This window comes from Bacillus sp. Marseille-Q3570, assembly GCF_946151055.1.
GTDB lineage: Bacteria > Bacillota > Bacilli > Bacillales > Fictibacillaceae > Pseudalkalibacillus.
Genome location: NZ_CAMGYZ010000014.1, coordinates 23,423 through 46,561 on the forward strand (window position 1 = coordinate 23,423; position 23,139 = coordinate 46,561).

The 23,139-nt window shown below is 40.0% G+C and carries 22 protein-coding genes; 21 read left to right on the forward strand and 1 reads right to left on the reverse strand.

Translation table 11 applies throughout. The annotated features are described in order from the left end of the window. Window positions 1-66: 66 nt before the first annotated feature. The 9 genes from N8M93_RS17630 to N8M93_RS17670 all read left to right on the forward strand — a co-directional run bounded on the left by N8M93_RS17630 (window position 67) and on the right by N8M93_RS17670 (window position 7,838). Window positions 67-972: a hypothetical protein gene (locus N8M93_RS17630; RefSeq protein ID WP_261133943.1), complete on the forward strand. Its 906-nt coding sequence runs from the start codon at window positions 67-69 to the stop codon at window positions 970-972. A gap of 24 nt (window positions 973-996) precedes the next feature. Next, on the forward strand, window positions 997-1,512 hold the full coding sequence (locus N8M93_RS17635; protein WP_261133944.1) for a GNAT family N-acetyltransferase: 516 nt from the start codon (window positions 997-999) through the stop codon (window positions 1,510-1,512). Between the two features lie 83 nt (window positions 1,513-1,595). Further along, complete coding sequence (gene catA / locus N8M93_RS17640) at window positions 1,596-2,252, forward strand: type A chloramphenicol O-acetyltransferase (RefSeq protein ID WP_261133945.1); 657 nt, start codon at window positions 1,596-1,598, stop codon at window positions 2,250-2,252. A gap of 39 nt (window positions 2,253-2,291) precedes the next feature. Beyond that, window positions 2,292-2,819 (forward strand): GNAT family N-acetyltransferase, encoded by a 528-nt coding sequence (locus N8M93_RS17645; protein ID WP_261134019.1) that lies wholly within the window; start codon window positions 2,292-2,294, stop codon window positions 2,817-2,819. Between the two features lie 136 nt (window positions 2,820-2,955). Beyond that, a complete protein-coding gene (locus N8M93_RS17650; protein ID WP_261133946.1) occupies window positions 2,956-3,408 on the forward strand; it encodes an HIT family protein in 453 nt (150 codons plus the stop codon). Then, complete coding sequence (locus N8M93_RS17655) at window positions 3,401-4,213, forward strand: protein phosphatase 2C domain-containing protein (RefSeq protein ID WP_261133947.1); 813 nt, start codon at window positions 3,401-3,403, stop codon at window positions 4,211-4,213. Before N8M93_RS17650 ends, N8M93_RS17655 begins: the two co-directional genes overlap by 8 nt. Window positions 4,214-4,676: 463 nt before the next feature. Further along, window positions 4,677-5,444 carry an IclR family transcriptional regulator gene (locus N8M93_RS17660; RefSeq protein WP_261133948.1) on the forward strand — a complete coding sequence of 256 codons (768 nt, stop codon included), beginning with the start codon at window positions 4,677-4,679 and terminating at the stop codon, window positions 5,442-5,444. 159 nt (window positions 5,445-5,603) lie between these two features. Then, window positions 5,604-7,013, forward strand: a complete 1,410-nt coding sequence (locus N8M93_RS17665) for an APC family permease (RefSeq protein ID WP_261133949.1) — start codon at window positions 5,604-5,606, stop codon at window positions 7,011-7,013. A gap of 15 nt (window positions 7,014-7,028) precedes the next feature. Next, window positions 7,029-7,838 (forward strand): creatininase family protein, encoded by an 810-nt coding sequence (locus tag N8M93_RS17670; RefSeq protein ID WP_261133950.1) that lies wholly within the window; start codon window positions 7,029-7,031, stop codon window positions 7,836-7,838. Between the two features lie 358 nt (window positions 7,839-8,196). On the opposite strand, the gene N8M93_RS17675 is transcribed toward N8M93_RS17670, so the two are convergent. Further along, window positions 8,197-9,102, reverse strand: a complete 906-nt coding sequence (locus tag N8M93_RS17675) for a branched-chain amino acid transaminase (protein ID WP_261133951.1) — start codon at window positions 9,100-9,102, stop codon at window positions 8,197-8,199. 788 nt (window positions 9,103-9,890) lie between these two features. Between N8M93_RS17675 and N8M93_RS17680 the strand changes: the two genes are divergently transcribed. From N8M93_RS17680 to N8M93_RS17735, 12 genes are all read left to right on the forward strand, one after another. Beyond that, a complete protein-coding gene (locus N8M93_RS17680; protein WP_261133952.1) occupies window positions 9,891-10,658 on the forward strand; it encodes a helix-turn-helix domain-containing protein in 768 nt (255 codons plus the stop codon). Window positions 10,659-10,674: 16 nt separating this feature from the next. Next, window positions 10,675-11,811 (forward strand): XdhC family protein, encoded by a 1,137-nt coding sequence (locus N8M93_RS17685; RefSeq protein WP_261133953.1) that lies wholly within the window; start codon window positions 10,675-10,677, stop codon window positions 11,809-11,811. Between the two features lie 23 nt (window positions 11,812-11,834). Continuing rightward, entirely contained in the window at window positions 11,835-12,410 is a 576-nt protein-coding gene (locus N8M93_RS17690) for an NTP transferase domain-containing protein (RefSeq protein ID WP_261133954.1), read from the forward strand. After that, entirely contained in the window at window positions 12,411-14,843 is a 2,433-nt protein-coding gene (locus tag N8M93_RS17695; protein ID WP_261133955.1) for a xanthine dehydrogenase family protein molybdopterin-binding subunit, read from the forward strand. It abuts the gene before it with no gap. Continuing rightward, window positions 14,843-15,298: a carbon monoxide dehydrogenase subunit G gene (locus tag N8M93_RS17700; protein ID WP_261133956.1), complete on the forward strand. Its 456-nt coding sequence runs from the start codon at window positions 14,843-14,845 to the stop codon at window positions 15,296-15,298. Before N8M93_RS17695 ends, N8M93_RS17700 begins: the two co-directional genes overlap by 1 nt. Before the next feature lie 22 nt (window positions 15,299-15,320). After that, complete coding sequence (locus N8M93_RS17705) at window positions 15,321-16,202, forward strand: xanthine dehydrogenase family protein subunit M (protein WP_261133957.1); 882 nt, start codon at window positions 15,321-15,323, stop codon at window positions 16,200-16,202. Further along, a complete protein-coding gene (locus N8M93_RS17710; protein WP_261133958.1) occupies window positions 16,195-16,674 on the forward strand; it encodes a (2Fe-2S)-binding protein in 480 nt (159 codons plus the stop codon). The genes N8M93_RS17705 and N8M93_RS17710 overlap by 8 nt, the downstream gene beginning before the upstream one ends. A 13-nt stretch (window positions 16,675-16,687) precedes the next feature. After that, complete coding sequence (locus N8M93_RS17715; RefSeq protein ID WP_261133959.1) at window positions 16,688-18,241, forward strand: AMP-binding protein; 1,554 nt, start codon at window positions 16,688-16,690, stop codon at window positions 18,239-18,241. 27 nt (window positions 18,242-18,268) lie between these two features. Continuing rightward, on the forward strand, window positions 18,269-19,057 hold the full coding sequence (locus N8M93_RS17720; RefSeq protein WP_261133960.1) for an enoyl-CoA hydratase/isomerase family protein: 789 nt from the start codon (window positions 18,269-18,271) through the stop codon (window positions 19,055-19,057). Between the two features lie 96 nt (window positions 19,058-19,153). After that, window positions 19,154-20,389, forward strand: coding sequence for a benzoate/H(+) symporter BenE family transporter (locus N8M93_RS17725; RefSeq protein WP_261133961.1), 1,236 nt, complete (start codon window positions 19,154-19,156; stop codon window positions 20,387-20,389). A 173-nt stretch (window positions 20,390-20,562) separates the two neighbouring features. Further along, entirely contained in the window at window positions 20,563-21,771 is a 1,209-nt protein-coding gene (locus N8M93_RS17730; protein ID WP_261133962.1) for an ROK family transcriptional regulator, read from the forward strand. Between the two features lie 88 nt (window positions 21,772-21,859). Further along, entirely contained in the window at window positions 21,860-23,125 is a 1,266-nt protein-coding gene (locus N8M93_RS17735) for a sugar ABC transporter substrate-binding protein (protein WP_261133963.1), read from the forward strand. Window positions 23,126-23,139 lie beyond the last annotated feature (14 nt).

Genomic DNA, 23,139 nt, shown 5'->3' on the forward strand with positions numbered 1-23,139 from the left:
GTAATTTCCTGTTTTATTGGCAAACAAGATTAACAACATTTTAGGGATTTTTATAGGGGGTTAACGTTGGAACGAGAAAAACAGATTAAGTTGTTTCGTGTTTTTGTAACTGTAGCATTGGTTGTTAGTCTAATCATGAATTTCACTTTATTTTCTAAGATGGGTCATCTGGAGAACCAACTGAATTCTATTTCTGATATACAATACAGCATCAATGATAATGTTAACGGTCAAACCAGTCATATCCAGAGTGTATTGGATGATATGAGAAAGGAACAGAGTTGGATCAGCCCAATCACCATGGATGTCAATCCAAATGATTTTGAAGATGGCGATGCGGAAGCGACATTCGAATGGCAAGTAAAAGAGCTTCAAAAAGATTCTGAGGTTGTTTTTCATTATGCCTATGGCGACAGAGAGGATTTTACAACTTTACCTGCGAAAGAGCTGCAGCAAGGATTATTTCAAGTTATCGTCCCATTAAATGTAGATATGACGCCTATATGGGACGTGCACTTGATGAATCAGAAGGGGAGCGGTAGTGAAAAAAACTCCAAAAAAGAAATGGAAGAACAAATGGCGCAGGATAGGCTCAAGTACTATGTGACCGTGTCGTATGGAGACATGGTTAAAAGCAGTGAAGTCCACAACGAACATGTGGGTCAAATCGGATCGAGCCAATATGGCACATTACAAACGGATATCGTCATGTATGACAAATTGTTTATGGTTATGCTCATGAATCATCATATGGAGAACTCTTCCATTACGCTTGAAGAAGCAAACCTTCTGAAGTATGAGGGGGATAAGTTGCTTGGAAAAGAAACCTTTGAAGTTGATGAGCAGCATGATCCCCATGATCCTTATATGGATGCTTTCAAGGTGGATCAGGTGAAACAATATGATGATATGCGCCTCGTCGTACAAGTTGTTTTCAGCAATGGAGAAACCTTTGAGAAAGAAGTCTATTAATCTCCTGAAGAAGAAAGGTTGTTTATGGAAACTACAATTAAATTAACTAAATTAGCACCAATATACTTAGATCAGGTTGTTGATATTTTCTGTCGTGTTCATGGCGGGGATTTTGATGATACGAAGGAGCGCTTTGAACGTCATGCTACGTATGGTGGGTATCAAGGGCTGGTTGCGGTGGATGAGAACGATAAGGTCCACGGTTTTGTTTATGGCTATACTTCCTTACCTGGTCAGTTTTACAATGGAAAGCTGCGAGCTAAACTGACAGATGGGCAGATTAAAGAATGGTTGACGGATTGTTTTGAGTTTGTTGAGCTGGCGGTCGATCCGGATCACCATCGAAAAGGTATTGGAAAGCAATTGCATGACGCGATTTTGGAGAGTGTGCCCCATCAAACATCTGTTTTAACTACTGGTGTAAACATGGAAGCGGCAAAGTGTCTTTATCTGAACAATGGCTGGGAGATCATCCAGAAGAATGTGGATGTCCTGGGTGTCGGTAATCAACAGTTGATCATGGGTAAGAAGCTGAAATGAATCGAATGGGGTGAAACGGTTGGGAAAGGCAGAAAAATTGCCTCCTGAAATCATGAATTAAAAACGATTTTAGGAGGCTGATCATGAACTTTCATATCATTGATAAAGAAAAATGGGATCGAAAAGAGTATTTCGAGCATTATTTGAATTTGAAATGTACCTTCAACCTGACATCGAATATTGATATTACAATATTGCTGGAACATCTCCAGGACAAAGGTCTAAAGCTTTATCCTGCCTTCATTTATATGGTGACAAGAACTGTAAATGCTCATAAAGAATTCAGGACATGCTTTAATGACCAAGGCGTTCTGGGATATTGGGACAATATGGTGCCAAGTTATACAATCTTTCACCCTGATGATAAATCCTTCTCAAGCATCTGGTCTGACTTCTCTGATGATTTTGGTGTCTTTTATCAAAACTATCAAGACGATCTAAAGCAATATGGCGAGATGAAGGGGCTTTTCTCAAAGGAAAAAGAACCACGAAACTCTTTTCCTATATCAAGTGTTCCTTGGATCAGTTTTACTGGTTTTAACCTGAATATCAATAATGATGGAGACTATTTATTACCAATCATTACTGGGGGGAAATACTTCAACCAGGACGATAATGTATTGCTGCCTGTCTCAGTACAAATGCATCATGCCGTTTGTGATGGGTATCATGCGAGTCTGTTTTTCTCGGAGTTACAGCACTTGGCTGACACTTGTCATGAATGGCAGCCTAAGGATTAGGGGGATGTCACGTTGAATGTAGTGATAAGAAATCCAGGGATGGATGACGTTGAAGCGTTACATCAATTATTCAAGATAGTGATTACGGATACATTCGCTAAAGAAGGAATCGAACACATGCAGGATGATCTACTTGAAGAAATTGAAGTTAAGAAAAATTACCTGAAAAGCGACTTGGAGAGGAATGGGGAGAAACGATACTTTTTGATAGCAGAAGAAAGGGATAAGATTATTGGTTGCATTGAATATGGTCCGGCTAGCGAACTGATCCGTACTTGTACAAACAATGCTTATCACGGGCTGATGGAACTCGGAACCGTATTTGTACATCCCGACTATCAGAGGAAGGGTGTAGGGAACCATCTATTGAATGAAATCTATCGTACTTTCGTTGAAAAAAGTATTGATGAATTCTGTTTAGATAGTGGATATCGTCGTTCACAAACAATCTGGCGGAAAAAATTTGGCAAACCTGATTATCTCTTAAAAGATTTTTGGGGCGAAGGATATGACCATATGATCTGGAGAGTAAAGGTTGCCGATAGTATGAAACAAGAAAATATATAAGCAATCCAAAAGGAGGTATGGATCCAAAAAGGGTCAGTACCTCCTTTTATATGTAAACTATTAAAATAGAAAATTATACCATTCATCCAGTGGTTATATTATAATTTTAGAAATACATAGAAAGGGGAGGAAATCTATGGGCGATTGTTTTATCTGCAATAAACACGCTGGAACGATTCAAACTTCAGGAGTCATGATTTATGAAGATGAGTATGTCTATGTGGGTCATATTGATCGTAACGGAAAACCGAAATATTTAGGACACATCATGATTGACTTGAAGAGACATGCTCCGACTCTTGGTGATATGACAGTATTTGAAGCACAAGCATTTGGAGTCATTATGGCCAGGGTAAGCAAAGCTCTAATGGAATCTGAAAAAGCCGAGCATATCTATTCACTCGTTTCAGGGAATTCAGTCCCACATCTTCATATGCACCTCGTTGCACGATACCCAAATACACCTGAAGAATACTGGGGACCGATGGAAGTTTACGATTGGGAAGAAGCTCCAATGGGAGACAACGACGTTGTGACTGAACTTTGTATGCGTATTAGAACACATCTGGAGGATAATCCATATGAATAGCATGTTCCATGATTTTTGCTGGGTAGGTAGCCAGGATAACCTAATTGATAGACCAACTATTCATCAACTCAATCATGTTATCGTGGGGCTATATGGGGGTAATTCGAGTGCGGGACAATACAAGAATGAAGATGGATGTTTGGTATGGGTAAATGAAAAGGAAGATTGGGAACTCACTGTCATTCTGGACGCACATTATTCTGCAGAGAGTGCTGAACTGGTTTTGGAACAATTCATTCATGAAAAATCCCATATAAAGCATTTATTATCGTTGCCGACGGCTCAACTTACTTTTAAAAGATTCGAAGAAAAGATATTGAATATGTTCCAATCTGAGGGATTCCTAGCTGCTTGTCGAAGTGTTCAAGGAGAAACTGCATGTTTGATTGTGGTAAGGAAAGATAAATACGTATGGTGGTTTTCAGTAGGGGACTGTATTCTTTATTTATTCCACCCAGAACTGGCTGCTCTTGGTCAATATCAGCTAAATCAAAGACAATTCTATGAATGGATAGGACAAGTGAATACTTTCGAGCAGGAAGTTCCGTGTTATAGTGTTGGAATCAGGGAATTGAGAAAAGGTGAAAATCGCCTTTTCCTAACAACAGATGGATTGATTGAATGCCCCAATGAACCTTATTCAGATCCGAGAACCATCTATCATTCTTTTTCTAACTCGAAAGGTGAAGAAAGCATTAGGTATATGCTCAAGAATATCCAAGACAATGGTGTCAGGGATAGCACGACCATCGTTTGCTGGAATGTAAATATTACAAAGGAAGCTACGATACCTAGTGATCAATAAGCGAAATGAACGAGATAAAATTGAAGTAAACCACTATAAAACCAGAAAAATAATCAATCAAAGGGACCTCGTTAAATGGGATCCTTTTTCTTTTGGTCTCCAGATTCCGTATCATTTGATGTTTCCACTAATCAGTATGATTTGTTCATTTGAAATGTACAAATCAATCCCTGTTAAAAATCAACTGAAAGAGAGTTAATCACTACGAGATACACTCATAGGTTATCGGTTCTGTGTCTTTACATCATTATCTAGTGCTATACTTCATCCTAATCAAAGATATACAATCTTATGTGTTTATTTCATTTCATATGGAATACTAGATAAGTAATCTCGGGTACATATAGATAATACATCATTTTTCTCGCTTGAATTGCCCATAATGGTAAAATGAATTTGGAGAGACTTTACTATTGCGTAAGGAGGGCTACCGATTAAACAAAAAACGAGTAAGAGTGGTAGTGTGGAAAAAGCACTTATTATTTTAGAGTGTTTTACATCAAATAAAAATGAATTGACTTTAGATGACTTTTCAAAGCTGACCGGTTATTCAAAATCAACGGTTTTCCGTATGATCAGTTCATTAGAGAAATTTGGATATATCAAAGCGAAAGTTACCAATTCCGAAACCCGTTATAGCTTGGGCTTGGCTTTTCTTGAAAAGGCGAACCTGGTGTCCAATCAATTGGATATCCGTGAATTAGCCAAAGATGAAATTGTCAAATTGAGAAATAAAACCAATATGACTGTACAGTTAGCCATTCGTCATGGTAATGAAGCAATCTACATCGAACAAGCGGAATCCTTCCGGGAACTTCGTATTTTTCCTGGCATCGGAAAAAGGGTTCCCTTATATGCCGCAGCTTGTCCTCGAATTCTGTTGGCGTTTCTTGACGTCCAGGAACGTGAACAAATCCTTGATTCATTTCATTATGTTCCTTTTACTTCTAACACACTCATCAATCCTACACACCTACGCGAATCTATCGAACGTATTCGTGAAAGGGGATATGAAATTAGTGAAGGTGAAATTTATGAAGGGACAATCGCAATTGCAGCTCCGATAATGGATCGAAGGGGAGAGGTCATTGCATCTTTAAGTATTACAGGTATGAAAACAGATTTTGAAAAAGAAATTTTTGATTCAACGATAAATGAAGTGATCCAGAGTGCTAAAAATATCTCTTATCAACTAGGCTATCCTGGATCTGATGAGCACGTGGTTAAATGACACGTGCTTTTTTATTTTACTTAAAGAAAGTATAGAGCTTGGCTGTACTATGTTTTCTTTATGCTTTTTAATATAAAGTTGAAATATTCAAAAAATAATGTATGCTAGAAGTATGCGATAAGTGAAATTCAAATTCCAATAATTGAAATGAGGGGAATTATGAATAATTCGACTACTTTACATCCAAATGTCGATCGACAATCTAGTAAATTGAAAAGAGGGTTAGGATTCATTGACTTATGGGGCATTGGAGTTGGTGCTCTTATAGGGGGTGGGATCTTTACGGTCATAGGACCTGCGGTAGCACAAGCTGGCCCTGCATTATTTGTTGCATTTGTCATTGCCGGTATCATTGCCATCCTTTCCTGTTTCAGCTACGCAGAGCTTGCATCCCTCTGGCCATATCAAGGTGCTTCTTATGCCTATTCTAAATTTGCTTTTAGCCCTATCAACAAAAATTTAGGCCGATTGATCGCACTGTGGTGCGCTGGACTTTACTTTTTATCATTCGCATTTGCTGCAGGGGCTGTAAACTTAGGTTTTGCAGGTTATTTCAATTATTTATTCCCATTTCTCCCTGCAACAGTTGTTGCACCAATTGTCTCTATACTGATCACCGGATTGTTATTGTTGGGAATTACTACAACCGGGAAAGTCAATACCATCTTTTCAGTCATTCAAGTTTTATCGTTATTGGCCATCGTGTGCATCGCCATATTCAGCAACCCGGGTGGACCATTCCAACATAGTGACTTTCTACCGAATGGTTGGACAGGTGTATTCGGGGCCACCGCATTGATTGCGTTTGGGCAGATGCAGGTTGAAGCGGTCCTGACAGTCGGTGAGGAAGCGAAACAACCACGTCGCAACTTACCACTTGCGCAAATTAGTGCTTTGATTACAGTGGTGATTTTGTATATTTTAACTGGCTATGGAGTGGTTTCCTCCGCAGACCCAGCATCGCTTGCTGAATCAAAAGCACCATTAACGCTTGCTATAGAGAACATCCTGCCAGGTATCGGAGCCGTATTGATCGCGATTGCTGCACTCACTGCAACCGGAACATCAACAATCGGTTGTCTATTGGGTTCTTCCAGGATGTTATATGCAGCAGCACGTGAAAAAGCAGTTCCATCATTTTTGAATAAGGTCAACGCTAAAACAGGTGTACCTCAAACAGCTATTGTTTTTACAGGTATCATTGCTCTTGGTACCACGTTTATGAGTACGATGGGTTATGGAAAAGCGATTTCGATAGCGGTCGGCGCAGCAGTCTTTTCAAATTGGCTGATGATGGCGATCATGAACATTGCACTGATCGTCGTAAGGGTCAAGCGGCCTGAGTTGAAAGCGTCATTCAGGTATCCGATCAATTATAAAAACATTCCGATTCTCGCGATTGTAGCTGCAATTGCTGCGTTATGGATATTGACTTATATTGAACCGATCCCGCTCTTCATAGGAATCACATGGTTATTGTTCATCACCGGATGGTATTTTGTCTATTCAAAAAATCGGTGGGATTATCTTGATGAAGAAGAGATGGAAAGGATCACAAAAACAGATTAAAGGGAGAGAGAAGTTATGGAAAATCATTGGCTTCAACATAACAAATGGAAAGATGTTGACGAATATCTAAAATCGAAAAAGACAATCATCCTTCCAGTTGGAAGTGTGGAACAACATGCACACCATTTGCCTATGGGAACAGATTCGCTTGTCGCTATAAAAGTTGCAGAAGATACAGCAAAAGAAACAGAAACTTTGGTTGCTCCACCTTTATATGTCGGTTGGGCTCCCCACCATATGGCGTTTCCTGGGACGGTCACTCTTAAACCTGAGACATTAATGAACGTCATAAAGGATATGTGTCAAAGTTTGATTTACCATGGATTTGAAAAAATCATCATTGTAAATGGCCATCGAGAAGCAAACTTACCTCCCATCAAGATGGCTATCACGAAACTTCGAAACCAGACAGGGGCATTTATCGCTCTTGCAGATCCGTTTTATATAGCTGATCAGATTGGAAGAGAACTGAAAAAATCCGGACCTGGTGGGGTGGGGCATGCAGCAGAAATGGAAACATCACATATGTTGTATCTGCACCCGGAACTTTGTGACATGGATCATGCAGTGAAAAATGTAGAGCAAAAACACAGATTCTTCAATCATGATCCGTTTGTAGATGGTGATAGGGTCTTTGTGCCGAGTGACATTAAGAGTTACCGTGAAAATTCAAAAAACATTGGTGTAGTGGGCGATCCGACAGTCTCTACGAAAGAAAACGGACAAACCTATCATAAAGAACTAGTAAAGAATTTAGTAGAATTAGTGAGATATTGTGAAGAAGAAGTACAAGTTACGCTAAGGAATCAAGAGGTTCCGTTATAAAAATATATAGTCAATCATTCTAAAAAGAGGACTTATAAAAGTAAGGGTTCTCTTTTGAAGTACACAGTATAATTCCCACATGAAAAAGCATGCGATTTCACACACGAAATCACATGCTTTTTTCTTACTATAAAAAGTATATTATAGAAATCCAAATTCACAGGTAAGAAAAAATTTATGTAGGGGATGCGATTCTTGTGCGATTTGCTTTATGATTTTGCATGTGAATAACAAACGGAATAAGTCATTCATCTAGTTACCATAAATAAGTGTTTGTTAAAAAATATTGGCGAGGGAAAATTGCATGGTTTTTGAAAATAAAAAGGAAAAGGTCTTTGTTGTTGGAACTGTTGTTCTTTTAATAAACAGGTGTACAATAACCTGAATATCTTGGGTTGTTTCCTCTGACGATTTGCCCATAATGAAAGCGGATGTTTTGAGTGACAGTCCCTTCCTTACCAGTTCCTATAATCCTATGATCTATATTTACTATCGGTTTGATCCCTATGGCTGTGCCTGTAAAAAATACTTCGTCAGCTGAGTAGAGTTCTGCTCTTGCCAGACTTTGTTCAGAAACAGACAAATGCAATTCGTTTTTAGCGATTTGCATGACAGTAGCGCGGGTAATTCCTGGGAGTATATTATCGGAAATAGGAGGAGTAATCAGTTTATTATCTTTTACGATAAAAATGTTTTCACCTGGTCCCTCACTTACATTTCCTTTATCCGTTAATAAAATAGTTTCATCGAAACCATTCGAAACTGCTTCCGAAATAGCTAAACCGCCATTTAAATAGCTTGCCGTCGATTTTGCCTGGGGAGGAATCACATTATTACCTGGACGCGTCCATGAAGAAACGCCAACTTTTAACGCCGGCTTAGGAATATAAATTAAGCTTGTGCAATAAATGCTGACACGATTGAAAGGATCCAGTAAATCGGGACGTAGTGTATTTGCTCCCTTAAAGCAAATGGGTCGGATATAGACATCTTCCCGGACGTTATTTTGTCTTAATAATTGAATTGTTGAATGGATCAATTGCGTTGGTGTATAGGGAATGAGTATCTGTAGTGAATTACCAGAGTAATGAAATCGTTTGTAATGAGAGTCGATTCGGAAAATGAACAATTGGTTCAGACTCTCATTCCAAAAAGCTCTGATCCCCTCGATGCATCCCATTCCATAATTCAATCCCTTATTTCTTACACTGACCGAAACTTCCGACTCATCCACAATTTTTCCCTGGTCAAAAATATACTTCATACCCTCCCTCCTTCTCAAATAGCATGATATTTATTATATTACTGAGATAACCTGAACATAACTCCTTCCTGTTATCTATTCCCTTATGGAATAAAACTTCAGTATGGCTATCTATTATGCTGTGTCGGTGTTAAGCAAGAGGACAACATTACTGGTAGGAAACCCTTTTTTTTTCGTCACCCCGTCAATCAATACAAGTCAAGAGCATAAACTGGTAGGCTGGGGTATCATGCGGAGGTGTACTCTATGAAGAATCGGAATCGTCTATATCAATCTGCAAGTTAGGATTAGAAATCTTTCAGTAGTATCCAATCAGTTTATCTCACAATGCTATTTAAATGTGGCTTGAAGAATACCTGCCGCAGTTAAAGCAGAAGTTTAAGAAGTTGGTTGAGTACGATTTAGATAAAAAACTAATAATCGCAAGTCTACTTATAACTATGGAGTAGACTCCAGTACATGTGGAACCCACTGACTGCCTCATAATATCCTGCATGTCCCCTTGTCTGGTAGTTCAAGTTTGAACTCTTGCTCGCCAGGCTACAATACGATATGGAAGAGAGCTCTGGAGAAAGATTTCTTCAGAGCCTTTTTGGATGGAAAAAATTGATAAAGCTTCTTTTCTCCTATTCAAGTTAAATTTATTTATAATGAAAAACAATCCCAAACCATGCGGCAATTATCAGAACTTTCTAAACATAACAAAAATCTCGAATGGGTAAAGCAAAATTTTAAAACACTAGTCATTACATTAACATTAACCTTATTTACATAGGGAGGAATTTACTTTGTCTGAGGTACTTATTGTAGATAACGATAATCAAAGTCGACATGAATTAAAATCAATAATCCAGGATAGCAAATATAGTTTCCTATCGATCTATGAATCAAGTACAGCTAAGAGAGCTATGTTGTTATTAAAGCAAAGTAAGCCCGGCTGTTTGATAACTGATTTATCACTCCCTGATATGGATGGGATGCAATTTGGCAGGACAGCACTGCAAATGTATCCAGATCTACCAGTCATTATCGTTACTCATCTGAAAATGTTTCATCTCGTCCAAGAAGCAATCAATGCTGGTTTTTCCGCCTATTTACTGAAAGCGCTTACCAGGACGGAAGTAATAGAAACATTTGAAAGAGTATTAATTCCAGAGTTAAGTAAACATGTAAATCGTATTATGAAAAAACATAACACGAATTTTGTGTCTGATCTGAGTAAACCGATTGAAAGTGCAATTTACATTATCCAGGAACATTATAATGATTCACTAACATTGAAAGGTATCTCTGATCAAGTCTATTTAAGTCCTTCTTATTTTAGCCGTCTTTTTAAAGAGGAGACAGGTAAGACATTAGTTGAATATCTAGCGGATGTCCGTGTTCAGAAAGCTAAAAGTATGTTAAGGATGTCATCCCTTCCAATTGAAGTGATTGCCAATAACGTCGGTTTTGCAACATCAGGATATTTCGCAACAACCTTCAAGAGGTTGGTAGGAATCACTCCGAGTGAATATCGGGAACAATTTCATTGGGGGCAATTGCAAAAAAATTAAGCTTGGAGGTACTACAATGCTTCCTATTCATAATGAAATCACACGTTGTAGACAATATGGGTTAAAAGGTGTACTGGGTACGATCATCAGTACCGAAGGATCTACCTATCAAAAAGCTGGAGCCAAATGCTTTCTTTCAGAAGATGGTGTATTAACCGGTTTGGTGAGTGGTGGTTGCGTAGAAGGAGATTTGAAAGAACATTGTAAAGAAGTATTAGAATCCGGATTATCCAAACGTGTATTTTATGATTTTAGGGATCAAGGAGATGACTTGTGGGGTCTTGGACTCGGTTGCAATGGCTCTATCGAGATTTTTTTGGAAGTTATCGATCCAATAAATTCTCCAGTAGATGCCTTTAAAAAGGAAGAAATATTTACAATAGCCTTAACAAAATCCAGTTGTATTGTCACGATGGTAGGTTCGGAAGACGCTTCGTTTGTCGGTAACAAGTGGATTGCATGCGACGAGCTGCCTTTAGAAAAGAGCCTTCCATTTGAACAAATCAGATCGGGTTATAAAAAACGTAAAGAAAAGGAAATGTCTGGACTTACCATAGTGGAAATATGCGGGAAAAAGACCGAAGTGTTTTATGAGTTTTGTCAGCCCGTTCCAAAGGTTATCGTATTTGGCGCTGGTCCAGATGCAGTTCCACTCGTTAATGGTATCAAACTATTAAACTGGCATGTCAGTGTCGTGGATCATAGACCTTCGTTTGTAAATGAAGAACATTTTCCAAATGCCGACCAGTTAATTTACAGTCCAAAGGGCTCTATGCCAACCCTTTCCTTGACGGAAAATACATTTATTATCATTATGTCTCATCATTTTGAGCAAGACCAAATGATTTTAAAAGAGGTCTTAGGATCAGATACAGCTTATGTTGGTATTCTTGGTCCTAGAAAACGTACGTATCAGTTATTTGAAGAGATTAATCGGGATTTAGAGATTACTGAAAAAACTCTCGTCAATTTTTATAATCCTATTGGTTTGGATATAGGTGCAAAATCGCCCGAGGAGATTTCTTTCAGTATTTTATCTGAAATGGTAGACGTTTATCGAGGAGGTAATGGAGTCTCATTAAAAGTAATGAAGGGCCCTTATCAAATTGATAGCAAGAAAGATCGAGAGGAGGAGTTAGCATTTCAGACTTAAAAAAAGAACTTTGGGGGATAATCTTGGCGGCTGGAATGTCAAAAAGGATGGGAAGCCCTAAAATGCTCCTGCCTTTTCAGGGAAAAACAATCATTCGGCATGTTATCGATCATGCACTATGCTCAGACCTTGACGGCATTGTTGTCGTCGTAAATCCTGCTGTTGAGGGATTAATAAATGAAGCCAGTGAAACAGGTGTTAATAAAGTCATTTTAAATAGTAGGGCAGGTGAGGGTCTGTCTACCTCTGTTAAATCTGGACTATTATTTCTACCTTTAAAAGTTGAGGCCGCACTATTCATGCTTGGTGATCAGCCTTTGATAACAAATAAGGAGATTGATAGGTTGGTACATCGATTCAAAAAAGGACGATCAGCCCCGATTTATCAATCTTCTTATTTAGGGAATAAGGGGCATCCCGTTATATTTCAAAGATCATTGTTCGGTGACTTGTACAACGTTCAAGGTGATGAGGGTGGACGGGCTCTTATAAAAAAATATCATCATCATGTTCAGTTGGTAGAAATGGGGAGAAGAAATCCTTCTGATATCGATACAAGGAATGATTATGAAAAGCTGCTTGATGAGGAGGTTTCATAAGTGAGTAATATAGTTGGAATGCCAATCAAAAGAGTAGAAGATGCACGCCTTTTAACCGGACAAGGGAAATACATTGATGACATCGGAATACCGACAAATACAGTTCATGCCGCCATCCTAAGAAGTACGTATCCCCACGCAAAGATCGTCTCAATCGATATTACGGAAGCAGAGAAAGAGCCTGGTGTAAAAGCTATTATCACAGGAGAACAAGTAAAAAAGTATCTCAACCCTTTTAGTGTCGGGGTGAGTGCACCTGTAAAATATTATCCCATTGCTGTTGAGAAGGTGAGGTATGTAGGGGAGCCAGTAGCGGTCATCCTGGCGAAAGATCGCTACATCGCAGAAGATGCTTTAGAAAAAATCAAGGTGAAATATGAACTTTATGCGCCAATAGTAGATATTGAAAAATCACTCGAACCTGAAGCACCGATTCTACATGAAAATGTCGGTTCCAATATAGCCAATCACCGTACATTTGACTATGGGGAAGTTGACAAAGCATTTAAGGAAGCTGATCGGATCGTCAAACATAAATACACCTTTCCAAAGTATTCTGCAACACCAGTTGAAACGTATGGTTTACTTGCAAACTATGAAGATAGTGAGGACAAATATACAATCAACGCAAATTTCCATGGCCCATTCGTCATTCAAGCCATTATGGCCCAAGCCCTAAAGGTTCCGGGAAATAAGTTAAGAATCATTGTTCCTAAGGATATCGGTGGAAGCTATGGTATTAAAGCGGGAATTTTTCCTTATATGGTTTTGTTAGCGGTTTCGAGCCGGATAGCAGGTTACCCGGTCAAATGGGTCGAGGATCGTCAAGAGCATTTATCAGCAAGCTCAAGCGGAACGGATCGTGTCACGTATATAGAGGCAGCGGTTAAGAACAATGGAAAAGTTACTGGGTTAAGAATGAAGATGATTGATAATGTTGGGGCTTACATTCGTGCACCTGAACCTGCCTGCTTGTACCGGACACATGCAAACTCAACTGGTGCTTATGATATCCCGAATCTTCATATCGATGCCTATGCAATCATGACAAATAAGTTGCCGACTGGACTGATCAGAGGCTATGGCGGTCAGGAACTTTACTTTCCATTAGAACGGATTATGCAACGAGTGGCCAGGGAGTTGAAGATGGATCCGGCTGATGTCATCAGGGAAAATTTAATTAAGAAAGAGCAGTTTCCTTACACAACTGCATCTGGCGGAATATATGACAGTGGCGACTATGTGAAAGGATTCGATTTGGCGCTTGAAACGGGACACTATCAAGCATTCAGGAAGAAACAGGAGGAGGCACGGAAAAGCGGTAAAATCTTCGGTGTCGGACTTGCGAATATCGTTGAACCATCAGGCTCAAACATGGGCTATATAACCGTTGCCTTGACACCGGAAGAAAGAGCCAATTCCTTGCCTAAATCAGGATGTGCGGAAGCCGCTACCATTTCAATGGATCCGACTGGGAGTGTGAATGTACGGATAAGTACTACTCCATCCGGTCAAGGGCATGAAACAGTAGCCGCACAAATTATCTCAGATGTACTTGGGATCCCGATGGATAAGATCAATGTAGTTGCAGAATTGGACACATCGACCAGTGCCTGGTCTATTGCTTCGGGAAGTTATTCAAGCCGCTTTGCCTCTTTGGGGTCCAGTGCTGTATATTATGCAGCCCATAAAGTGAAGTCTAAACTTTTAAAAATTGCAGCACATCAATTAGGAGTTATTGATAATGAACTTGATTTGAAAGATGGAAACATTTATTTGAAAAATGACCCAGACAAAAAATATTCGTTAAAAAGAGCTGTAGGGACTGCCCACTGGAATCCTTTATCACTTCCAGACGGAATGGAACCTGGAATTTATGAAACCTATTATTATACAGCAAAAATAGCAGAGCCGCCTGATGAAAATGACATGATCAATTCATCGATTACTTACGGATTTGTATCTGATCTCGTAACTGTTGAAATTGATCGTGAAACTGCAGAAATCAAAATCCTGGATTACGTAACGATCCATGATGCTGGAAAATTACTGAACCCTAAAATTGTTGATGGACAGATTTTTGGAGGTCTAGCTCATGGGTTAGGTGGTGCGTTATATGAGGAGTTGGTATACGACAGTAACGGTCAGTTTTTAACCGGTTCATTTATGGATTATTTATGTCCAACCGCTCCGGAAATCCCAAAAGTAACCATCAAGCATATCGAAACACCATCCCCTTTAACACCACTAGGCGCAAAAGGCCTGGGAGAAGGAAATACAATGAGTGCACCAGTTGCGGTTGCAAACGCGGTCAGTGATGCTTTATCTCCTTATAACATTGAAATTGACACGCTGCCGTTAAGTCCGAATAAAATTTGGAGTCTTCTGTCACAAGCAGATTTATATAAAAAACACAAAGAGGTGAAGGCATAATGAACGGAAAAGGAAATTTGACATTAGATGCAGGAATTGAAAGATCGTGGGAAGTTCTTCTGGATCCTGATGTCCTGCAAAGGTGCATTATGGGTTGTGAAAAACTGGATCAAATCGATGACAATAAATATGAAGCTGAGTTGTCGATGGGGATCGCAGCTGTAAAAGGGAAGTATTCTTCCACTATTGAACTCGCTGATATCCAAAAACCGAGTCACTATAAATTGATTGTAAAAGGAGAAGGTGGACCTGGAAATGTAGAGGCTGTCGGAAATATCGATTTAATAGCAGTAGATGAAACTACCACTACATTAAATTACACCTATGAAGCAGAAGTAGGGGGAAAAGTGGCTATGGTAGGGCAAAGAATGCTAGGTGGGGTTGCAAAGCTGATCATTCAAGATTTCTTTAAAAAATTTAAAAAAGAGCTCACGAGAATCGAACAAAATACTTGATTGGAAGGGGGGAGTGGATCAAATGAAACCGGCTAAATTCGACTACTACCGGCCAGAAACTCTATCTGAAGCACTTTCATTACTTGAGGAAGTTGGTTTCGACGGCAAAATCATAGCTGGTGGTCAGAGTCTGGTTCCCATAATGAATATGCGTTTAGCGACACCGGAATGCTTGATTGATATAAATGGTATAAACGATCTTGATTATATTGTGAAGGATGTAGATGTCATCAAGATTGGAGCGATGACAAGACAAAGTGAGCTTGAAACCTCAGATATCATCAGACAAAATAGTCCGCTTGTAAGTGAAGCTGTCCGATTAATTGGTCACGTTCAGACAAGAAACCGTGGGACTGTAGGTGGAAGTATTGTTCATGCTGATCCGAGTGCAGAGCTTCCCCTCGTCCTCATGACCCTCGGTGGATCGCTGAAAATTTCGGCTAACGGTGAGGTAAGGTCTGTAAATGCAGAAGATTTCTTTATTACCTATCTCACCACTGATTTGTTGCCGAGCGAAATTTTGACAGAGATTCATTTGCCGATTTGGCACGGTCGTAAAGGCCATTCATTTTTAGAAATTGCTAGAAGACATGGTGATTTTGCTCTTGTGGCTGCTGCATGTCAGCTGACTGTAGATGCTCAGGATCGAATTGAAAAGGTAAGGTTAGCTCTTGGTGGTGTGGAAGCCATTCCCTTCTTAATTGAAGATGCTCAGGATTTATTAAATGGGGAAAGATTATCTGATTCTCTCATTGATAAGTTGACGAAGATTATTGAAGAAAGTATTGAACCTGAATCCGATCTTCATGCCTCAGAGGAATATCGTCGCCATCTTGCAAAGGTGCTGACCTCAAGATCTTTACAACAAGCTTATGAGAGAGCAAAGGGTGAACAATATGGCTAGACAGGAAATCGAAGTAACGATTAACGGTAAGCTATACCAGGAATGGGTTGAACCGAGAATGCTTTTAAGTGATTTTATTCGAGAAGTATGTGGTTTAACCGGTACACATATTGGATGTGAACATGGTGTGTGTGGAGCATGTACTATTGTGCTGGACGGAGCTGCTGTCAGGAGTTGCCTGATTTTTGCTATCCAAGCAAATGAATGTAAAGTTCAAACAGTAGAAGGACTGTCAAAGGATGGTGAGATGTCGCCGTTACAAAAGAATTTTTCTGAATGCCATGGGTTACAGTGTGGTTTTTGTACGGCAGGCATCCTGATGGCGACAACTGACTTTCTAGAAAAAAATTCTGATCCTTCCACCAGGGAAATAAAAGAAATGTTGTCGGGCCACCTATGCCGATGTACGGGATATGACGGTATTGTGAAAGCTGTAGAGAAGACGGTGGAAGATAACAAGGCTGCACTGTAAAGGAGTTGATTGAATGAATCTTGGAAAATTACTTGAATTTGCTGTTAAGAGGCATCCAAACAAAACGGCAGTTGTACAAGGTGAGGAACGACTAACGTATTCCCAATTAGAGAGACAAGTATCCCTGGTTGCGTCATCCCTCCAAAAAATCGGTATTAAACAACAGGATCGTATCATTGTTTGCTTAAAGAATCGGCTGGAAAATGTCCTGACGTATTGGGCGTTACAAAAGTTAGGTGCAATCTATACACCAATTAATTTCAGGCTTTCTGCTAAAGAAGTGGAATATGTTGTAAATGATGCTGAGGCTAAAGCTGTCATTTATGAGGAGGTGAGTCAGGCTGCAATTTTAAAAGCAAAATATGAAGAGAGACCCGTTTATATCGGGGTAGGGGAAGTTGATGGAGCTGATATTTTCTATTCGGAATTAATTGAAAGAAGTCCAGGAAATTTTGAAGAACCGAATATACATGACGAAAATATTGCCATCATGCTTTATACATCAGGGACGACTGGACGTCCGAAAGGCGTTCCGCGCAGTCATAAAAATGAGTATTCATCAGCGATTGCTCACATTATCCAGAATCAATATAAAGAAGGCGAGAGCACGTTAGGAACCATGCCTTTATATCATACGATGGGAATGAGATCACTGCTTTCGATTGCATTTTTGAATGGAAAATATGTTCTTCTTCCTGATTTCGATGCAAAAGAAGCCCTGGAATGGATCAGCCGTGAACAATTATCATGCTTATACCTTGTACCTACCTTGTATCATGATATGTTAAATCATCCGAACTTCGAAGATTATGATCTTTCTACATTGAACAAACTTGGTTACGCAGGGGCATCGATGACCACTGCGTTAACAGAACGATGTGTGAAACACTTTAAACCAGATGTTTTCGTGAATCATTATGGAAGCACAGAAGTGTATACATTCACAATTAATCCTAATGCGGCATTGAAGCCCAATTGTGCCGGTAAACCTGGATTCCATCAAAACATTCGTGTGATTAAAGTGGACCCTACGAATGAAACCAATCCTTCGGACATTTTAAGAACCGGAGAGGTAGGTGAAATTATCGCTGATTTAGATTCTGATGAAGCATTTAAAGGCTATTGGAATAGACCTGATGCCAATATTAAAGCGATACGAGATGGGTGGTATTTCACTGGAGACCTCGGCGTTATTGATGAGGACGGGGATTTGCATGTCGTGGGCAGGGTGGATGACATGGTCATCTCCGGTGGAGAAAATATACATCCCTTAGAAGTGGAAGATGTGTTGTCAAAATGCACGAAAGTGTCTGAAGTAGCGATAGTAGGTGAAGATGATGATCGATGGGGACAAGTGGTAACAGCTTATGTTGTTCCATCCGAGCCTTACATTACCGTTCAAGAACTAGACGAGTTCTGTAAAAATCATCCTAAGCTGTCTAATTTCAAACGTCCGAGAAAATATGTCTTCATAAAAGAATTACCTAAAAGCCCTGTAGGTAAAATACTTCGAAGACAATTGCGTGAAGGGAATTTTGAATTATTTAAAGATGAAACGGTTGTTTAAAGCCCATACTTGAAAGGAGATATTACGATGACAACGACTCTGAAATATGACCACATACGAGTAGAAAAGAATATTGAGGATCAAACAGCTACAATCGTTTTTGATCGACCAGAGAAGATGAATTATATCAGCATGCAAGCTCGCTCTCAATTTTCCGAAATTTTTGATGAGTTAAACAAAGATGATGAAGTCCGTGTCATTATTATTAAGGGGGAAGGAGATAAAGCATTCAGTGCAGGAGGGAGTATTCCTCAATTCATGGAAACTCATCCGGAGGTTTTATCCAATCTTGCGGATAATGTTGCAGCTCCTGAGAGATCCCCTAAACCTGTTATTGCCCAACTGCAAGGATTTACGTTCGGAGTCGGATTTGAAATCGCAATGGCATGTGATTTTCGTATAGCGGCTGAGGATACATTACTTGCCTTACCAGAAATGAACCTCGGTATGATCCCTGGAAGCGGAGGAACGCAACGGGTAGCGAGAGCTGTAGGGTTGACAAGAGCAAAAGATATGATTATGAGAGCAAGAAGAATTCCAGCTGAGGAAGGGTATCAATGGGGACTTTTAACAAAAGTCGTAGAAAAAGAACGTTTAGAAGAAGAAGTTCAAAATCTAGCAAAAGAGTTAACGAGATTCTCCCCATTAGCACAACGTGTATGTAAAGAGGTCCTCAATGCTGCGGAAGAGGGGCCGCTTCGTACAGGCTTGGAAATTGAAGGACGTGCTTATGGATTGCTTAGGTCAACTGATGATTTTAAAGAAGGCGTAGAAGCTTTTGTTCAAAAAAGAAAACCAAACTTTACTGGTAAGTAAGTTGATTTCCTGCGGGGGTATACTCCGCAGGAAACATAGAATTTATCTGAACTAAAATGACAGAATATTCTGTATATTTTATGAGGAGGAATGACAATGAGTGATCGAAAAGGTCTTCTTCAACATTTAAACCTCAACACCATTAGCGCAGGTACTCTGGCTGCAATATTTGGATGTACAGGTCCCGCATTAATCGTAATCGGCGGTGCTCAGAATGGAGGCTTAACACAAACTGAAACCATTTCTTGGCTCTTTGCAATTTATTTTTTCGGTGGTTTATTAGGGTTGATCTTATCTATTAGATATAAACAACCAATTGCAGGAGCATACTCAATTCCCGGAGCTGTCCTTGTAGCGGGAGCGTTATCTCATTTTTCATTGAATGAAGCAGCAGGTGCTTATCTGGTAGCGGGGATCATCGTATTTATTTTAGGAATCAGCGGTTTAATCAGCAAAGTGATGCATTGGATTCCTGTCCCGATCGTTATGGCGATGATCGTAGGAGCAATGATTAAATTTGGAACAGGAATGATTACTTCATTAGAAAAGGCTCCAATAATAGCTGGTTCAGCTATCCTTGTCTATTTACTTTCCTCAAGTTTCGTGAAAAAAGTTCCACCCATTTTATCTGCATTCCTAGTTGCAATAATTCTTGCAGTTTTTACGAACCAGTTTCATATGGGTGCGATGGAACCAAATTTTATTATTCCTCAATTGGTCATCCCTACATTTAGTCTTGACGCGATTATTTCCATATCAATTCCACTAGCTTTACTGGTTATTGGAGCAGAAAATGCTCAAGCAACTGGTGTATTAATAGCTCAAGATTACAAGCCGCCTATTAATGCAATGACGATATATAGTGGGATCGGTGGGATTGTAACCTCTTTATTTGGCGGCCATAATGCAAATGTTGCAGGTCCAATGACAGCAATTTGTGCGTCCGAAGAATCCGGAAAAGATAAGAATGCCCGTTATGCTTCTGTTGTAGTAAATGGAGTGTTATTTGGTGCTTTTGGGTTGTTGGCAGGAGTAGCAGTCCCATTTGTAACCGCCATGCCAGGTGTCTTGATCGGTACAGTTGCTGGTCTCGCCATGATAGGCGTTCTACTAAGCTCCCTACAATCTGCATTCTCAAAACCAAGATTTCAAATTGGTTCCTTCTTTGCTCTTGTCATCGGAATGTCAGGTGTTAGTTTCTTTGCTATAAGTTCGCCATTCTGGGCAATCGTAGGAGGAGTCATTGTATCCTATTTTATAGAAAGAAGAGACTTCGATACTCTTAGGAATAACCCTAAAGAGACACCAAAAGCACAGTTTGAGACTGCCTGATCATTTGTTTCGCCTAGTAAAAAAACTCGCCAAACGGCGGGTTTTTATTTACATATATTAAAAATTTAAAAAATTCAAAAAATAAAAAGGATAATACGTTTTCATCGAGAATAGCATTTATAAAGACTTAATAAAGCCATTGGAAAAAGTAAGTTAATTCAAGGAGAATTCATATGAAAAGAACAGGCGACTTGAAGTTAATCCAGGAATTGAATCGCTTCATCATTCTGGATACGATTCGGCAAAAGGGTCCGATATCCAGGAGTGACATTGCCAAATTGAATAAAATAAGCCCGACCACGGTCACGTCAGCTGTTTCTGAATTGATCAGGGCTGGTCTTGTCCAGGAGGGAGGAACCGGTGAATCAAAAGGAGGCAGGAAACCGATATTAGTCAGGTTCGTTCCTGATAGGCACTTTATAATTGCAGTATCCATTACAAACGCCAATATAACCATCGCCGAGATGAATTTGGATGCTCAGGTCTCACGGAAAGAAATCTATCCAGTAGGAACCTTGACAGGAAGTAAGCTTGTCGATCACATTACAACAAGCTTAGAAACGTTTTTATCATATTATCTTGATCTTATTCCATGCATTGGAATATCCATCATTACACCTGGTATTGTCGATCCGGATAACGGTGTGATCCGCTATAACCCGAAACTGGACCTGAAAGACGTGCCATTGAAAGACATCATCCAAGAGAAATTCCATCTGAAAACGATCGTCGACAACGATTCGAATGCACTCGTGCTCGCTGAAAAAAACTTCGGTGATTACAAGGATCACAAGAACCTCATCTATATTACAGTAGGTGAAGGGCTAGGTGCAGGGATTTATGTAAACGGTTCCATTTTCAGGGGTTTCCATGGAGGTGCTGGCGAGTTCGGGCATATCAGCATCGATCGCAACGGCATCAGTTGTGACTGTGGAAACAGGGGTTGTCTTGAAAACTATGTGAATTGGCCAGCCATTTATTCAACAATATTATCCGCTATCGCAAGAGGCAAACAAACCGCCATTTCTGAAATGACGCAAGGGGATATGAATAAAGTTACGATTGATACTTTCATAGCAGCTCTTCGGGAGGGAGATGGGCTGGCAAAAGAAATCATGTGTGAAATTGCTGATTATCTTTCAACTGGGATCATCAATCTGATCAACTTGTTCAACCCGGATGTCATCATCATTGGGGGGGATGTGTTCTATCATGAGCACTCTTATTTGAATAGGGTGGAAACCCAAATAAAGAAAAACGGTATGTCGATTTTGACGGATGGTTTGAAGGTCAAACCATCATCACTTGGAGGAAATTTTGAGCTTGTAGGAGCAGCAGCCATCCTATTGAATGAAGTATTTCAATTTTCTTTGACCACTTGATTTTTGCAGTGGAAAAAGTTTGGTATTTGAAGATCTACATTGGACAAATCGAGTACGATCATTTAAAAATCCAAAGGAGGAAAAACCAATGAAACGTATGGTTTCACTATTGATGATCTTGATGTTGACAATGTTAGCTGCTTGTACACCAGCTGATACCATCTCATCCAATGAGAAGGAAGGGACACCAGACAATCCTGTCACGATTTCATTTTTCCAACCAGGACTTGAACAGCCGAATGCAAGGGAACCTGTTGAAAAAATGATCAAACAGTTTGAGGAAGAAAATCCAGGTATCAAGGTTGATATCCAATCGGTTGGCTGGGGAGAAGCGTATCAGAAGCTTGTAACCGGGTTCAGCAGTGGGACTGCACCAGATGTGATCCATGGTGGGACTCGATGGGTAGGTGCTTTCGCTGCGATGGATGGAATCATGGCACTGGATGAGTATGCAGAAGAAAGACTTTCTCTCTATCATGATCCACTTCAAAAGGCTGTGACCTACCAGGATGAAATTTACGCAATTCCAAGATCTTTCTCTGCACGTGCGATCATCTACCGATCGGATTTGATAAAAGAACCTCCGAAAACCTGGGATGAACTAGTGGAGGTTGCAAAGAAAGTGCAGGAAGAGAATGACGGCATGTATGGTTTTGCGGTCGCAGGTGCAAAACACGTTTCGACGACAACACAATTTTTCAACTATGTGTTCCAGAATGGCGGCGATATTTTTGACGAAGATGGAAACCCCGTCTTGAATTCTAAAGAGGCAGTCGAGGCACTTGAATACTATGCCGATTTGTACACAGAGCATAAAGTGGTCCCGAATCCGATCGAGTATAACCGTGAGCAGTTACCGGTCCTGTTTAAGGAAGGAAAGATCGCCATGTTCGTTTGTGGACCTTGGGCAAAGGCCATTATGGGATTAGAGCCGGACAACCCGGAAACGCCGTTTAAAACAGCGGTATTGCCAAAAGGAAAAGAAATGTCAAACACACTGGTTTCAGACTCCTTGATGGTGTCTTCGAAGACAGAGCATCCAGAAGCATCCTGGAAACTGATTGAGTATATGACATCTCCAGAAGAGCAGAAGAAACGTGACAAAGAACAAGGTTTGGTACCGATTCAGAAGGAGGAAGCTGAAGATCCGTTCTTTAAGGAAGACCCATATTTTTCTCCATTTGTAGAAATGGCTACGATGGGTAAAGAACAGCCAGTTCCTGCAGCCTGGGAACCATTCCAGGATATCGTCTCTGAAGCGGTCCAAAAAGCGTTGAATGGTGAAGATCCGCAAAAAGCATTGGATGAAGCAGTCAAGAAAATCGAGAAAGAGAAATTAGCACCAACAAAATAGTTCTTCAAGGGGTT

Coding starts and splice junctions, on each gene's coding strand:
- N8M93_RS17635 (WP_261133944.1), top strand. CDS start 997: ATGGAAACTACAATTAAATTAACTAAATTAGCACCAATATACTTAGAT.
- catA (WP_261133945.1), top strand. CDS start 1,596: ATGAACTTTCATATCATTGATAAAGAAAAATGGGATCGAAAAGAGTAT.
- N8M93_RS17645 (WP_261134019.1), top strand. CDS start 2,292: ATGGATGACGTTGAAGCGTTACATCAATTATTCAAGATAGTGATTACG.
- N8M93_RS17650 (WP_261133946.1), top strand. CDS start 2,956: ATGGGCGATTGTTTTATCTGCAATAAACACGCTGGAACGATTCAAACT.
- N8M93_RS17655 (WP_261133947.1), top strand. CDS start 3,401: ATGAATAGCATGTTCCATGATTTTTGCTGGGTAGGTAGCCAGGATAAC.
- N8M93_RS17665 (WP_261133949.1), top strand. CDS start 5,604: ATGAATAATTCGACTACTTTACATCCAAATGTCGATCGACAATCTAGT.
- N8M93_RS17670 (WP_261133950.1), top strand. CDS start 7,029: ATGGAAAATCATTGGCTTCAACATAACAAATGGAAAGATGTTGACGAA.
- N8M93_RS17675 (WP_261133951.1), bottom strand. CDS start 9,102: ATGAAGTATATTTTTGACCAGGGAAAAATTGTGGATGAGTCGGAAGTT.
- N8M93_RS17685 (WP_261133953.1), top strand. CDS start 10,675: ATGCTTCCTATTCATAATGAAATCACACGTTGTAGACAATATGGGTTA.
- N8M93_RS17700 (WP_261133956.1), top strand. CDS start 14,843: ATGAACGGAAAAGGAAATTTGACATTAGATGCAGGAATTGAAAGATCG.
- N8M93_RS17705 (WP_261133957.1), top strand. CDS start 15,321: ATGAAACCGGCTAAATTCGACTACTACCGGCCAGAAACTCTATCTGAA.
- N8M93_RS17710 (WP_261133958.1), top strand. CDS start 16,195: ATGGCTAGACAGGAAATCGAAGTAACGATTAACGGTAAGCTATACCAG.
- N8M93_RS17715 (WP_261133959.1), top strand. CDS start 16,688: ATGAATCTTGGAAAATTACTTGAATTTGCTGTTAAGAGGCATCCAAAC.
- N8M93_RS17720 (WP_261133960.1), top strand. CDS start 18,269: ATGACAACGACTCTGAAATATGACCACATACGAGTAGAAAAGAATATT.
- N8M93_RS17725 (WP_261133961.1), top strand. CDS start 19,154: ATGAGTGATCGAAAAGGTCTTCTTCAACATTTAAACCTCAACACCATT.
- N8M93_RS17730 (WP_261133962.1), top strand. CDS start 20,563: ATGAAAAGAACAGGCGACTTGAAGTTAATCCAGGAATTGAATCGCTTC.
- N8M93_RS17735 (WP_261133963.1), top strand. CDS start 21,860: ATGAAACGTATGGTTTCACTATTGATGATCTTGATGTTGACAATGTTA.